Annotated in this window: 9 protein-coding genes and 1 pseudogene; 1 reads left to right on the top strand and 9 read right to left on the bottom strand. The window is 39.2% G+C overall.

Going from position 1 to position 15,797, the window contains the following annotated elements; all coding sequences use genetic code 11:
• Positions 1-72 precede the first annotated feature (72 nt).
• Positions 73-4,423 (bottom strand): annotated as a pseudogene (locus FD16_RS11640) (acyl-CoA dehydratase activase-related protein).
• 258 nt (positions 4,424-4,681) lie between these two features.
• Here FD16_RS11640 and FD16_RS11635 point away from each other — a divergent pair.
• A complete protein-coding gene (locus FD16_RS11635) occupies positions 4,682-5,293 on the top strand; it encodes a TetR/AcrR family transcriptional regulator (protein WP_010621212.1) in 612 nt (203 codons plus the stop codon).
• 435 nt (positions 5,294-5,728) lie between these two features.
• Here the strand turns inward: FD16_RS11635 and FD16_RS11630 are convergent, their stop codons facing one another.
• The 8 genes from FD16_RS11630 to apf form a co-directional block, all read right to left on the bottom strand.
• Positions 5,729-6,271 (bottom strand): ferritin-like domain-containing protein, encoded by a 543-nt coding sequence (locus FD16_RS11630; RefSeq protein WP_010621211.1) that lies wholly within the window; start codon positions 6,269-6,271, stop codon positions 5,729-5,731.
• Between the two features lie 2 nt (positions 6,272-6,273).
• Positions 6,274-6,504, bottom strand: coding sequence for a heavy-metal-associated domain-containing protein (locus tag FD16_RS11625; protein ID WP_010621210.1), 231 nt, complete (start codon positions 6,502-6,504; stop codon positions 6,274-6,276).
• Between the two features lie 267 nt (positions 6,505-6,771).
• The gene (locus FD16_RS11620) at positions 6,772-7,284 is read right to left on the bottom strand and encodes a folate family ECF transporter S component (RefSeq protein ID WP_010621209.1); all 513 of its coding nucleotides are present in this window, start codon (positions 7,282-7,284) and stop codon (positions 6,772-6,774) included.
• Between the two features lie 21 nt (positions 7,285-7,305).
• Positions 7,306-8,175, bottom strand: coding sequence for a methylenetetrahydrofolate reductase [NAD(P)H] (metF, locus tag FD16_RS11615; RefSeq protein WP_010621208.1), 870 nt, complete (start codon positions 8,173-8,175; stop codon positions 7,306-7,308).
• Positions 8,165-10,435 (bottom strand): 5-methyltetrahydropteroyltriglutamate--homocysteine S-methyltransferase, encoded by a 2,271-nt coding sequence (gene metE / locus FD16_RS11610; RefSeq protein ID WP_010621207.1) that lies wholly within the window; start codon positions 10,433-10,435, stop codon positions 8,165-8,167. The genes metF and metE overlap by 11 nt, the downstream gene beginning before the upstream one ends.
• 1,045 nt (positions 10,436-11,480) lie before the next feature.
• On the bottom strand, positions 11,481-12,392 hold the full coding sequence (locus FD16_RS11605) for a DUF5067 domain-containing protein (RefSeq protein WP_029508293.1): 912 nt from the start codon (positions 12,390-12,392) through the stop codon (positions 11,481-11,483).
• Positions 12,393-12,779: 387 nt separating this feature from the next.
• A complete protein-coding gene (locus FD16_RS11600; protein ID WP_010621206.1) occupies positions 12,780-14,243 on the bottom strand; it encodes an MFS transporter in 1,464 nt (487 codons plus the stop codon).
• Positions 14,244-14,424: 181 nt separating this feature from the next.
• Entirely contained in the window at positions 14,425-15,195 is a 771-nt protein-coding gene (gene apf, locus FD16_RS11595; protein ID WP_010621205.1) for an aggregation-promoting factor, read from the bottom strand.
• Positions 15,196-15,797: the final 602 nt, after the last annotated feature.

The raw sequence follows: 15,797 nt of genomic DNA, 5'->3' as shown, positions 1-15,797 counted from the left end.
ATTTTCTATCAGTACTTCTTGACGAAGAACCGTTTTTTGTGCTTATATGATGGAGTCAAAGCGCCCTTTTTATCACTCTTTTGAGTACGTAGCTGCCTTAAATCTTCTATCAACACGTTGATTCATATTTGGTGTTTCTTCTGTGACTGTGTTTTCGTTAGCTAATTCTTCTTTTAACTTCTTGTTAGCTGTGGCCAACATCAATCTGATTCGGTTCAATTGGTTAACAATTGATGCACCTGGATCGTAGTCGATTGGTGCAATATTTGCACCTGGGAAGCGACGACGTAGTTCCTTGACCATCCCCTTACCAACAATGTGGTTTGGTAAGCAGCCAAATGGTTGCATACAGATGATATTCGGTACACCGCTCTTCAGAAGTTCAATCATTTCACCAGTTAAGAACCATCCTTCACCAGTTTGGTTACCAAGTGACAAGATCTTGCTTGCATCCCCAGCTAATTCTTCAATTGCTTCACTACCTTCAAAGCGTTTCGATGATGTCAACGCCTTTTGCATTGGTTGTTCACACCACTTGATTACCTTCATTGCCATTTGTGCAAAGACTTCTGCCTTCTTTGAAGCACCGAATTCCTTGTACTTGTAAATCTGGTTGTAAAGTGAGTAGTTCATGAACCCAACGATGTCAGGAACAACAGCCTCGGCACCCTCTTTTTCAAGCAAGTGAACCAAATCGTTGTTAGCAATTGGTGAATACTTAACCAAGATTTCACCTACCAGACCAACCTTAGGCTTTGGAGTCTCATTAAGAGGAACAGTATCAAAGTCTTCAACAATTTCAGCAACGTTCTTCTTAAATTCACTGAAACTACCCTTTCGGATACTTGGTTGAACCAGTTTAAGCCAGTTGTCGTGCATCTTATCAATCATCCCTGGTTCTGTTTCGTAAGGACGAGTTCTGTAGACAACCTTTTCAAACAAATCACCATAAAGGAATGCCAATGCGACCCGTTTAACCAATGGCAAAGTCAACTTAAATCCTGGTGTCTCTTCAACACCCTGATTACCCATCGACATTGAAACTACTGGTACTTGTGGGAATCCTGCATCCTTCAAAGCTTTTCTGATTAATGGAATATAGTTAGTTGCACGACACCCACCACCAGTTTGCGTCATCATGACAGCAGTCTTATCAAGATCGTACTTGCCACTTTGCAATGCTTCTACCATTTGGCCAATAGAAATAATGGCTGGGTAGCACGCATCGTTGTTAACAAATTTCTGACCAAAATCGACAGCTGAACGATCTTTCATTGGTAAGTTAACAACATTGTAACCAGATGATTGCAATGCCACGTCAACCAATCCATGCTGGTGAATTGGTGACATCATTGGCATCAGAAGCGTGTAGCCTTCTTTCTTCATATCCTTAGTGAAGTTAACTGGCTCTGGATCATCGAATTGCTTGACTGGTAAAATCTTCCGCTTCCTACGTTCTGAAACGGCGGCCTTCAGTGAACGCAACCTAATCCGGATAGCTCCCATGTTGGTTCCTTCATCAATCTTCAAGCAGGTGTAAATTCGGTTGTACTGATTCATGATTTCTTCAATTTGATCGGTATCGATCGCATCCAACCCACATCCGAATGAATTCAGTTGAACAAATTCTAGATTTGGATTCTTTGCCGCAATTCGAGCTGCCGCATAAAGACGTGAATGGTAAACCCACTGGTTGACAACCCGCAGTCCCTTAACATCACCCATGTGTGCAATTGAATCTTCTGTTAATACATGGAATCCTTCTGTCGTAATGATTTGAGAAATCCCGTGGTTAATTTGTGGATCCAAGTGGTATGGACGACCTGCCAAGACAACTGCTTTTTCACCAGTATCATGCAGCATCATTAAAGTATCTTCACCACGGTTACGAATCTTTAACTTGAAGTTTTCAAGTTCCTTGTATCCAGCTTCTAGTGCATCTGTAACTTCTTTTTGACTAACGCCAAAATCTTTAAAGCATTCGTACAGATTCTTAGCTGTTGACTCGTGATCACCCAAGTTAAGATATGGATCACGGTAATCAACTAGGCCATCACGAATCTCATCAACATTATTTTTGATAACATCAGGATAAGCCTGAACGATTGGGCAGTTAAAGTGGTTCTGTGCGTCATCGTTTTCTTGAATTTCGTACACAACAGCTGGATAGAAAATCGTCTTGTAGCCTTTTTCAATTAAGTTTTGAATATGACCATGGACTTGCTTAGCTGGGAAACAAACAGTATCACTCGGAATAGTTTCCATCCCTTTTTCATATTGTTCTTTGCTACCCTTATGTGAAAGTTCAGCGCGGATACCAATATTTCGGAAGAATGTCTGCCATAGTGGATAGTTTTCGTACATATTCAGAACCCGAGGCATCCCAATCGTGCCACGAGTAGCAAGCTTCTTACGTAATGGACGGTAGCTGAATAATAGCTTGTACTTTTCATCAACTAAATTGATCTTACCATTATCCTTGTGAGTCCGTAGCTTCAAGCCACGTTCTTCACCACGTTCACAACGGTTACCGGTAACAAAGCGACGGCCGTCGTTAAAAATGGTAATGGTCAAGGCACAGTTGTTTTCACAACCACCACAGTGCATGTATTCCTTGGTTGCCTTTAAATTATCCATTTCTGCTGGTTTGAGAAGTGTTGTAACGTCGCCTTCTTCATAGTTCTCCTTCGAAATGAGAGCGGCACCATAGGCACCCATCAAGCCTGCAATGTTAGGACGAATAACTTTACGACCCGAAATCTTTTCAAATGCCCTTAAAACGGCTTCGTTGTAGAAAGTCCCACCTTGGCAGACAATGTTTTCACCCAAATCTTCTGGGCGCTTAATTTTAATAACTTTATAGAGTGCATTCTTGATGATTGACATCGACAAACCAGCGGCGATATCGCCAATTGTGGCACCTTCCTTTTGAACTTGCTTAACTTTTGAGTTCATAAAGACATTACAACGTGAGCCTAAATCAGATGGATTCTTGGCTAATAAAGCTGACTGTGCAAAATCACGAATGTTGTACTTCAGTGATGAAGCAAAGGTTTCAAGGAATGAGCCACACCCCGACGAACAAGCTTCGTTCAACTTAATGGTCGATAGGGCATCGTTTTTGATAGTCATGGCTTTCATATCTTGGCCACCAATATCAAGAATAAAGTCAACATTTGGTTGGAAATAGTGAGCCGCCTTGTAGTGAGCCACAGTTTCAACTTCACCAACATCGACCTTCAAAGCGTTCTTGATCAGATGTTCCCCATAACCAGTAACGGTCGCTTTACCAATAGTAACGCCCTCTGGCATGTGCTTATCCAGATCCTTAAGCATTTGCTTAGTCTTTGCTAGTGGATCACCATCGTTACTATCATAATAGGTATACAGTAATTTGTTATCTTCACTCATTAAGGCAATTTTTGTGGTTGTTGATCCGGCATCAATTCCTAGGTAGGCAACACCACGATAACTAGCTAAATCACGTTCATCAACTCGTGCTTCTGAGTGACGTTGACGGAATTGTGCTAATTCTTCATCATCCTTGAATAATGGTTCAAGTGAATGAGCTGGTTTCATGCCAGAATCATCCCCATTTTCAAGCAAATCAAGCAATGCACCTAGTGAACTTTGTTGTTGGTCATGGGCGTATAATGCAGCACCCTTAGCCACAAACAATTGTGGATCTTCTGGGAAGACCACTTGTTCATCGGTCAAGTGTAAGGTTTCAATGAAACGTACTCGTAGCTGGTCCATAAAGTAAAGTGGCCCACCCAAGAACGCAACATTCCCCTTAATTTTATGTCCGGCAGCTAAACCGGAGATGGTTTGGTTAACAACGGCTTGAAAAATGCTTGCCGCAATATCTTCTTTTCGTGCACCATCCGTTAATTAATGGTTGCACATCAGTCTTAGCAAACACACCACAACGTGATGCGATTGGATAAAGGGTGTCGTAGTCTTTAGCTAATTCATTCAAACCACTGGCATCCGTCTTTAGTAACGTTGCCATTTGGTCAATAAATGCGCCAGTCCCACCGGCACAACTACCGTTCATTCGTTGTTCGAGTGATGCGCCAAAGAAAGTGATCTTAGCATCTTCACCACCGAGTTCGATACTGACGTCCGTTTGTGGAATCAGTGTTTCAACGGTCTTAGTACATGCAATCACTTCTTGAATAAACTTAAGCTTCAATAAATTGGCTAATCCGATCCCCCCAGATCCGGTAATTGTAAATGAAATAGCCTGATCAGAACCTAATTCGGCTTCCGCCTCTTTAATAATACGTTCACTGGCTGCCTTAACATCGGAAAAATGCCGTTCGTATCGAGAAAAAAGTGTCTCATTCTCATCGTTCATGATGACTAGTTTGACGGTAGTTGACCCAACATCAATTCCACCGTACAGTTGTTGTGTCTTCATCTAATCTCTCCCCACTTTTCTATAACCATTTCAAAAAGATTATTTTTTCAGGTTAGCCAACAATCTGTTGAATAACCGACAAGTTGTCTGCTAATTTATAATCAGTCTAACCTAGGTTCTAAAAAACTGCAATCAGCAGTATCATACATTTTGTTAAATAAACGATACTTTTACAAAATGTGTTGGAAAGCTTCGAAATTTGTTGTTATTATAATAATGGTAGCGCATTTATTTTATTAAAAAGAGGAATCTATTATTATGCCGAAAACGCAAGATTTAAGAGTCGTCCGCACAAGAAAAATGATTTTCGATGCATTTGTCAGACTAGTAAACGAGTATGGCATTGACCGAATCACAGTCCAACAAATTGCTGATGAAGCTATGATTAACAGGGCTACTTTCTACGCCCACTTCAGAGACAAACAAGATTTATACGATCAAATATTTGATACAGTCATGCAATCATTTGAAATTTTTACAAAGGCCGATATTTTCGTTGGGGACAACGAACTACATCTGGCAACACTAGAAAAAACGCTAACTGAGGTTTTCGAAAATTTAGAGCAACAAAAAGAGCTATTCTACCTAATTTGCGATGGTAGCAAAAGAGTTGAACTAATGCAGCGTCTCCAACAAATGCTTAGCGATACCACCTCAGAATTCCTCACTAATTTAAAAATTGAACAAAATGGCAAAGTTGTACCAAACGAATTTATCTTTTCATATATCACATCAACTTTAATGGGAACCTTAAACTGGTGGCTAAAAGAGGATAAGGAATTTAGACCGGATCATCTGGCCCATTTTATGATTCAATTGATTGAAAACAGTCATTTAACGGTATTGGGAATCCAATTAATGGACGAATAGTCAGAATGCGTTCTGGCACGCTTAGATGCCGTGGGATAAGAAGACTATGTGGATTGATTGCTGGTTTTTGGCAATTGAATTACATAGTCTTCTTATCCTTTAGGCATCTGTGACAGATAAGCCACGTTTCAGGTTAATTAGAGTGCGTTCTGTCGCGTTTAAACGTCGTGGTCTAAGGAAGCTCTGCGGATTAATTATCGGGTTTTAGGTAATTGATTCGCGGAGCTTTCTTAGACGTTAGGCATTTGCGACAGATAAGCACGTTTCAGAGCCAAAAACATCTCTAAAAAAAGAGGTACTAAGCGCAGCACGTTAAAAAACGACCAGTGTTAATACCTCTTTTATCAGCATTTTGTTATTCTCGTAATCTTTCGAATACTAAATTAAGCAGCCTAATATATAAAAATCGTAACCATCCCTAGCTACACCAAACCACTAATCATCCTCATCCTTTTCGATCAGTCCATCCCAGGCTGACTTACCCAACATTGCTTGTAGAGTTTGAATAGTATGATTGTTATTACCACGAAGTGTTGTTAAAAACTGTGCCAATACCGGACGAATTTCTTTTTGTGACAATGCGATCGCACGGTCGATAAACATATTCTGTGTTGCATAGTCATGAACTGTAATATCAATTAACTCTTCTTGTGAGCGATATTTATTTCGACCATCCTCCTCAAGCATTGTGTAATTCCTATATTCTTCAGTTGTCGAAGGTGGTAACTCATTTTCATCTAGTAACAATTTACCTAATTCATCAAAATTAGAACGTGTTTCATCTATTAAGGACTCATAAAAATGCTTAACCGATACTGAGTTAATTCCCTTAATAAACCACAAAGTTTGGTGTAGCTTGATTTCGTTAACATGTAAGTTGGCTAATATGTGACTCGTCATTGCACCAGCTGTGGGCGTATGGTGATCAATATCTGCTTGCTTGACCTCTTCATCATATAAATCGTCAATGGTTGCCATGTCTAAGCCTCCTTCACCTTAACATTTTTGACTTCATAACCCAGTTTGGTCACTACGGTTGCTAGTTGATCTGCAGATACAGTTGAATCATCAAAATCTGCTTTGACTTTACCAGCATTGAATAGCACCTTAACGTTCTCGACACTTGGTTGTCCCGACACTGCTTTTTCAATTTTCGTCATACATGACGGGCATGTTAATGTGTCTAATTGTAGTACTGCTTTTTTACTCATAAGTAACTCCTCCATTTCGTATAGACATAACCCAGGAAATACTTTCGGGTTAGTTGTTATTGATTGTTTATAGTATATGAGGATTTCTTGTGAATAAAATTGACGTGGATCAAGTTTTGGAGAACTTTTTGTTTTTTTGCTGAAACGAGTTACTCAAGCACTGAGGCTTAACGTATAAGGACGCTATGGCCACCAATTGTCATAAACCGATAATTAATGTCCATAGCGTCCTTATACACCAGCCTCAAACCGTGCTTGTTCCACTCTCTATATGCTTGTCATCAGCCTATCCACAACCTTCACTCTAAATACCGCCGCAATCACTACCACGTATAGTACAACAGTGATAATTTCTTGCGGTACCCTGACTGAAAGCAGTGCTGCCCACGATGTGCCATACATAATATGAAGCCATAGACTATTTAGACCTAGGTTGCAAAATACTGAAACGATTAGTGAAGCCGTGATGATTTTAAAAAGTGTAATTTTTTGTTGATAGAAAAACAAACTAAATATAATTCCCGTCAACGCTGCTGTTATCACAAACCCGATAAAAAATTCGTACTTTGGAAACAGGATCATCCCCAACACATTCGATACCGCACATGCCGCCGCAGTTGTCACTGGATTAAACCGTCTGGCGATGATTGCAGTAATGATAAACGAAAATGTAATCTTGGTGATTAAAAACTGAACCGTTAACAAACTTCCCAAAATTGTCTGCAGAGCGATCAATACTCCCAGTAATACCAAAGCTCGCAGATTTTTCTCAATTCTCATATTTCTCCTCCAACATGTTCACTAAACCAATGTTTTAACCGCATCGCAGATTCGTTGAGCCACAATCGGATTATCCATCGTGTAGAGGTGGATGCCATCCACATCGTGTGCTAACAAATCAACCATTTGATCAACCGCATACGCTATTCCCGCATCGCGCATCGCAATTGGATTGTCGTGGTAACGACTCATCATCTTCGCAAACTTATCCGGTAGGCCAACACCGCACATGGTAGCCATGTTTTTAATCTGTCGTTCATTGATGACCGACATGATGCCGGCCTGAATTGGTACGTTAATGCCGGCCAGTTCACAACGTTCAGTGAAGTGGTAAAAATGTTCATTTTCGAAGAACAATTGAGTGACCAATTGGGACACTCCAGCATCAACCTTGGTCTTTAAATTCTGAATATCTTTGACTGCATCAGCAGCCTCTGGATGAACATCGGGATAGCATGCTGCTAAAACATTAAAATCGCCCACTGATTTTATATATTTAACAAGATCACTAGCGTACTGAAAATCCCGTTGTCCATCATCATGTTCAGGTAAATCACCACGCAGCGCTAAGACATTATCAATATGACTGGCCTTTAATTCACCCAAAAAATCATTCACAGTCTCTTTTGTAAACTTAACTGCCGGAATATGGGGCACCGCCTCAATACCATAATGGTCACGAATGTACTTCACTAAAGCAAGCGTACTTGATTGATTGTTACTACCACCGGCTCCATAAGTAACGCTGATATATGCTGGCTTTAAATCCGCCAAAATATCTAATGTATGGTAAAACCGGTCTAGTGCTTTTTCTGAAGCGTTAGCGCGCGGTGGAAAGACTTCAAACGATAAAACGGGGCGTTGGTTTTTGAAACATTCACTAGTTTTCATAAGCTAACTCACGACGAACTTCTTTGGTCGCGTCAACTAAGTGAATCAAACTAGGTGTGGTTTCTTTATTGCCCCGGGTCTTCAAACCACAATCCGGATTAATCCAAATATTGTCGAGCGGAATCTTGTTAACAATCTTTTCAATTGTTGTCTTAATTTCGTCTTCAGAAGGAACCCGTGGTGAGTGAATGTCATACACACCGGGGCCTACATGAGTCTTAAATTTGTCTTCTTGCAACGTATCCAGCAATGTCAGATCAGCACGTGAAGCTTCAAATGAAATAACATCGGCATCCATGTCGTCGATTGCGTCAATGATGTCTCCAAATTCACTGTAGCACATATGTGTATGAATCTGAGTGGATGGTTCAACCTTGCTGTGTACCAAACGGAAAGCTGGAATTGCCCAGTCAAGGTACTTGCTGTACCAATCTGATTGACGTAGCGGCAAGTTCTCACGCAATGCGGCTTCATCAATCTGGATGATTTTAATTCCATGTTTTTCAAGATCCAGCACTTCTGCTTGAATGGCCAAAGCAATTTGGTAAGTTGATTCCTTCAGTGGCAAATCTTCACGTGGGAACGACCAGTTCAAAATAGTCACTGGTCCAGTTAACATCCCCTTAACTGGTTTATCGGTTAGGCTTTGGGCATAAACTGATTCTGCCACGGTAATTGGTTGATTGCGGCTGACATCCCCCCAGATTATTGGTGGTTTAACGCAACGAGTTCCATATGATTGAACCCATGCATTGCTAGTGAACAGGAAACCGTCCAATTTTTCACCGAAGTATTCCACCATGTCGTTGCGTTCGAATTCACCATGAACAAGTACATCAATGCCAATTTTTTCTTGGAATTCAATGCATTCTTTGATCTGATCCTTATTGAACTGATCGTATTGTTCTTTAGTAATCTCGCCCTTCTTAAACTTGGCACGATTACGCTTAACTTCACGAGTTTGTGGAAATGAGCCGATCGTTGTTGTTGGTAATTTTGGTAAATTAAATTCTTCTTTTTGAATCTTAGCACGTTCTTCAAATGAAGGCTGACGGTGAAAATCACTTTCCTTCAGAGAAGCGACCTGCTTTGTAATTGCCTCGTTTTCAACATAACGTGGGGTATTAAAGAGTGTCTCATTAGCATCAAGCAACGCTGTGTCACCGGCCAAAATTTTCTTTAAGTCAACTAATTCTGATAGTTTTTCTTCGGCAAATGCTAAGTATTTTTTGTATTTTTCATCTAATTGAGGTTCATTGGCCAAAGTGTATGGCACGTGTAACAACGAACACGAAGTACTTAATGCTACTTGATCAGCTACATCAGTAATTTGATTAATTAAATTGAGTTTGTCTTGGTAGTGTGCCTTCCATATGTTTTTACCGTTGATTACACCGGCGTATAAAATTTTATCGGCTGGAAAACCGTGTTGCTTGATAATATCGAGAGTCTCAGCTCCCTCAATAAAGTCTAAGCCAATGCCATCAAAGTCAAGGCTGGTTAATACATCATAACTGTCACGAACATCACCAAAGTATGTCTGTAGCAAAACTTTTAATCCGTGTTTAGCATTCAACAACGGACCGTAAATTGCTTCAAACAGGTCCAAATCGGCTGCAGTCTGATCCTTTACAAGTGCGGGTTCATCGATTTGAATCCATTCTGCACCTTGATCAGCTAGCTTAGCCAACACATCCTCATAGGCTGCAGTCAAAGCAGCAGCAAAATCTGTTCCTTGCTTCTGGCCAGTGAAACGACCGTTTTTAATCAATGTGTAAGGTCCAATAATCGTTGGACGAGTCTGGTAACCGGCATCCTTTGCTTCTTGATATTCATCAAAAATCTTGCTGCCGACCAATTTAACATCTGTATCGTCATCAAATTCTGTCACTAAATAGTGATAGTTAGTATTGAACCATTTCTTCATACTTAATGCTTTCACATCACCGTTCTCGCCTTGATAGCCACGGGCTTGTGCAAAGTATTCATCAAGTGATGATAAGTTTAATTCACGATAACGCTTTGGTACGATGTTCAGCAAAGCTGCCGTATCAAGAGTTAAATCGTAGTAAGAAAAATCACCTGATGGGATTTCATCAATTCCAGCATTACTTAACGTCTGCCAATTAGCATGACGAAGTTCCGAAGCGGTATGTGCTAGCTCTTCAGCGCTGATGGTGTTTTTAAAGTATTTTTGAATTGCGAATTTAAGTTCACGATGACTACCAATTCTTGGGTAGCCGACAACAGTTGTTTTCATGTGTTAATCTCCTTGTTTGTAAAACCTACAGTTAGCCCGTCGTTATTAATAAACACGGGGCAAAATCTATCTGCGTACTACAACCCGAAAATTAACATGGCTTCGTCTCCAAGACCATCTCCAAGCAGAAAACTGGCGGTCGCAATCTTGTTCATATGTAAGTAAAATATTCTTCGTTCACGCATGTTTTCTGCCTCCTTTTTGAAATAAAAAAAGTCCCCACTTCCGCCGAAGCGAAAGTAAGGACGATTATTCGTGTTACCACCTTAAATTCGAAATATCCTCACAGATATTTCCTCCATAGGTACCTATCATACCCTGGCGCGATAATGGGCGCACCCATGATGTCTTAACTATTCAGACATCCCATTTTGAAGAAGACCATGTTCAGAAATTGTCACCTACGCCTCACACCAGCCGACGTTTCTCTTTGCGATGATTAATTTCCTACTCATCCTCTAACTGTTTTCTAATAATATTGACATATTAACGGGTTCTGAGAGTTTTGTCAATCATTTATTGAAACTTATGCTAAACATCGTTAAACATATATGGAAATGTAATATAAATTGATTTATTATGAGTGCTTTAGACCAAAAAGGTTCAATATTTTGGCAATTCATGATATTATGTATATATTAAAAGGGGATGCATTGTAAGTACATCCCCTTGGTCTTACCGTTTAAGACGGTTGGCCTTGTTAGATACTTTTAACAGCTATCCAAACTTGCCAAAGTTTAGTGGACGGCTGTTTTTTTGTTGTTATGTTCAATACACTCATAACATAATTATTTTAATTACAATCTACTGAGCTGATAGGATTTTTATTATCACAAAAACTGTTAAGCTGGTTTCAGATTCAACTGAAAACTTTGACAAAGAATACGAAATAATTAAAAAAAACTAGTCACAAGGACTAGTCAATATCTAGAAGAACTGTACTTAAAGTTTGAGCAGATATTATTAAAAATACTGACAATACTCTTATATTCGTAAGAATACTGTCTTTACTATAAAATTTGATCAAGCTACCTTAAACTACTAGTTAATAACTGCCATCATTTGGATCGCCTGCGTCATTGGGGTCTGCATTAGAGTTAACTTCACTATCTGCGGCACGACCCTTTGCAGTATCTGTTCCATCTGGATTTTCATATCCGTTTTGAATTGCCCACTGATTTTGCATTGAAGCAGTTTGTGCTTGTACGTTAGGATCACCATTATTTGCTTCACAATAAGCGTTGTATGATGAGTAACCTTTATACGGTAAATTCCAAGTATCAGGATTTGTTGGATCAGCTTGTTGTGAGGTATTACTTGATTTATTAGTAACATTTGCACTGGTGGTGTTGGTACTTGATGAACTTGAAGAACTAGTTTGTGTCGCACTTGATGACTCTCCAGTGCTTTCATTATATTTTAGTTTATAATTTTTGTGACCAATAGCATTCTGTTCTGCATTATTTGCCACAATCTTCAATGTGTTAAAATTCGGTTTTGTGAGGTCATATAAAGCAACACAATGAACTGTTTTATTTTTTACCACTTTTTTCATTGCTGTTTGATGTAAATTATCAAATTGGTCATTAGCTGATACTTCAGTAACAGACAGGGAATTAGATTTATTGCCGTATACTTGGTCAACATTAAAGCGATCTAAAAAAGCGGCCTCCGGCTCAACTTTATGATTTGTTTTGTTTGTAAAATTATACTTAATCACGGCAACATGTCCATCACTATTTTTATCTGTTAATGAAGGAGTGGTTGTTGAGACATTTATGATTTTTATAGTTTCATCTGGTGTCTTCAATGTGCCAGATTTAAAAACGAAAGAATTTTTATTTGACGCTGATTTAATGTTAGATGAACTACGATTTTTACCACTTGATGAAGTACCACATGCTGTTAATGATAGTAACGCTATCAATGAAATGCCAACCATCATAATTTTTTTCATAATTACATCCCCAATAATTTATTAATCATTATCAATTATAGGCGTATAGTTATGATTGTTAACAATTATTTGAAATATATTTATTAAAGTCCATTAGGTTCATATTGACGCTAATTATTATGTTGTTAAGTGCTCAAGAAAAATAGCTTTATGAAATTTTCAATGCAAACCTAGATATGCTATAATACCTTTCATGGTGCCAAACCTGGCAGGCCTTAAAAGTCTGCCCGCGTGATTAATTCACGCATCCTGCACCATGTCTGCGTGACATGTGTGCCACCCTCACTAACGACTACTGGTGAGGGACTTACATACAAATTAGTAATTAAAAAAGCGAGAATTTCGAAGTTGAAATTCTCGCTTTTTTATATTCTGATATATTTAATTTTAAAGTACCTTTTTTTTATTTGGATCTAGGATATTAACTATCAATACCAGTAAAATTAACACTACCACCGCTATGAAGACACCATGCATTCCCTGCAAAATAATGTTATTAATCGCAGCCTTATTAGTAGTCACTGTTCCTTGACCAGAACTAATTGCCTGATTGATCGAGGCCATCGAAATTGAGCCACGTTTGTTAGCAATGACAATGTTCAGTACGGCACCAAATACCCCCGTCATGATCGTTTGACCCAAAGATTGACCAAGCGTCAGTAACGATGTCGCTGATCCAATCATTGATTGGTCAACGAAATGCTGACTCAAAACAGTATTCATGCTGATGACCAGCCCAATAGTCCCACCATTAACCGCTGCGATCACATAGAACATCCACGATGGAAAATCGAGACCTGCGAAAATCAAAACTGCGTAAAAAGCAATTAAAATCAACGCCACTAGTATCGTGACATGCTTAGGAACGAACCTGGAAATCACACCACCAACCATGAACGCCATCACTAGCCACATAATCGAACTCGAGCTAACAACTAGACCTGCTTCTGTTGCTGGCATCCGATAAATCGATTGTAGCCAAATTGGAAAATAAACCTGATATCCCATTAAAACGCCACTCAATAAAGCAGTCGTCACAATTTGAACGCTAAATGATGCATTGCTAAACAATTTGGGTGAAATTAGTGGATTATTAACCCGTTTTTCAGTTCTGACTAACATAGCTAGGCAACACAGCGTCACCAAAAGTAAAACAGCAGAAATCCAGATGTTTGAATCTAAATTTTGAACTGTCATCAGTACACCAATCATTGTTAAACTCAAAAAGATAATACCTTGTCTATCGAGTGCTAATTTTTCAGACTGCTTTTTTTGTTCATGATAACTAAACCAAATTAATCCGGAAACAATCAATCCTAAGGGCACATTAACAAAGAACACCCAGTGCCACGATAAAGTATCAACTAAGAATCCTCCCAAGGCTGGTCCGATCAAATCCGACAGGCCCCACGCTGTGTTGTTAAGTGCCAAGATGCGTGCTCGTTCTTCAAAACTGTAGTAATCGGCAATAATTGTAAAAGTCAGTGGCAGCACTGCACCAGCTCCAATTCCCTGCAACGCACGTGAAACAATTAATAGATAAATATTGGCTGACAGTCCACTGAACAGTGAACCCAGCGTAAACATGATCACGCCCCATTGGAACACTCTCTTTCGACCAATGGAATCGGCCAGTTTTCCATAAATTGGTGTCGTAATCGCCGTAGTTAGCAAATACGCACTCATAATCCAGCTTTGATAAGCTAGTCCGTGCAATTCGCTAATGATTGACGGCAACGCTGTGGTCACAATTGTGACTTCTACTGAGGTCATGAATGTAGCAATAAAGACCGCTAGCATAACCATCCAACGTTTAGAATGCACCGCCTGTTGATTATTATTTGACACCATAAAAATTGACCATCCTATTCATAATTATTCTGTGCAACCATACTAGTTTATTACACATTAGACTTGAAAACAAAAAAATGCCGATTACCCATTAAAGTCAGATAATCGACATAGACTGCAAAACAGATCCTAGATAATAGGGTCCTTTTGCACTTTGTTTAATTTTTTAGTGGACTAAATCTTAGTACCAGCCGTTTGCTTCCCAGAATGCCTTAGCATTTACCCATGAACCGTAACGACTTGCTACATAGGCATTAGCAACCTTATCTTGGTTAGCAGCTGAGAGATCACCATTTAACATTGACTTAGTCAATTGGTACTTACCATAATAGTTACCGTTTGATGCAGTGTATGAACCACCTGATTCACGAGCAACAATCCAGGCCTCTGCAGCAGCTTCAGAACCACTTGTTGAACTAGTTGTCGAAGTTGTCGTTGTTGAAGAAGCTGTGCTTGTTGATGATGATTGTGCAGTTGAAGTTGCTGAACTTGCTACCTGTGATGAAGCAGCTGAACTTGCTGCAGTTGAAGTAGCAGTCGATGTTGCTGAAGAAGCAGCTGAGCTAGCTACGGCTGAACTTGCAACAGTTGAGGCACTTGATGAAGTTGCTGAGCTGGCAACAGCTGATGAAGCAGCTGAAGTTACTGAGCTAGCAGCTGGTGTAGTAGCAACTTGTTCTGAAGTAGCTGAAGTTACTGAACCATTGTTGCTAAGATAAAGCTTCTGACCAACGTAGATCACGTTTACATCAGAGATGTTGTTCTTTTTAGCTAATGAATTAACATTATCAATTGTATTTGTATATTCGTAAGAAATTTCTGAAAGTGTATCGCCTGACTTAACAGTGTAGATTGAGTCGGCATGTGCTGTTGCAGTAACGCCAACAAATCCTAAAGTGGCTGCGCCTAATGTAGCAGCGAGAAGTTTAACTGAGTTCTTTTTCAAATTCATAAATTAATAAACCATCCTTTTTTGTTTATCGTTAGTTACTTGTCTTGCATCAACGGTTATTAGGTTACAAGATCAATGTTACAGCTGTGTGACACTGGCTTTTCTTTTAAACCGGTTTTTGTGTTCTTTGTAATAAAAAAAGCGTATTTTTACACACTACAGTACGGTTCATAGAATTAATAAAGTCCGTTCAATGCCCTCACGTTGCGATTAGACGGTTTTTATATGCTCTAATTTTTAAAAGTAGTAAAAGTCCACCTTAAGTTGTACTTTTGTAATAAAAGTTAGTGAATTACTCAAAATCAAGCATAAATTTGAGCATATTTTATTAGATTTTTGCTCATTTTAAGCATTTATCGTGAACAAACTACCCATATTTGCTTAACTTCGTGACATTCATTTTGGTGTTTTCGTTGCTAAATCGAATCTATTTATCTTTACAGATCAAATCATAGGTTACTCATCTACACAATATGATGCGAAAATATTTTTATGATACATTCAACCATTTTAATTCACCCATTAAAAAAATGCCGACCACCCAATCGGGCAATCAACATTATCATAAAGAGTGGTTCTACAATATTTGGTACTGATAGATT

The sequence above is a fragment of the Paucilactobacillus suebicus DSM 5007 = KCTC 3549 genome (genome assembly GCF_001434475.1).
Classification (GTDB): domain Bacteria; phylum Bacillota; class Bacilli; order Lactobacillales; family Lactobacillaceae; genus Paucilactobacillus; species Paucilactobacillus suebicus.
This window is presented reverse-complemented; position numbering and strand designations above follow the sequence as displayed.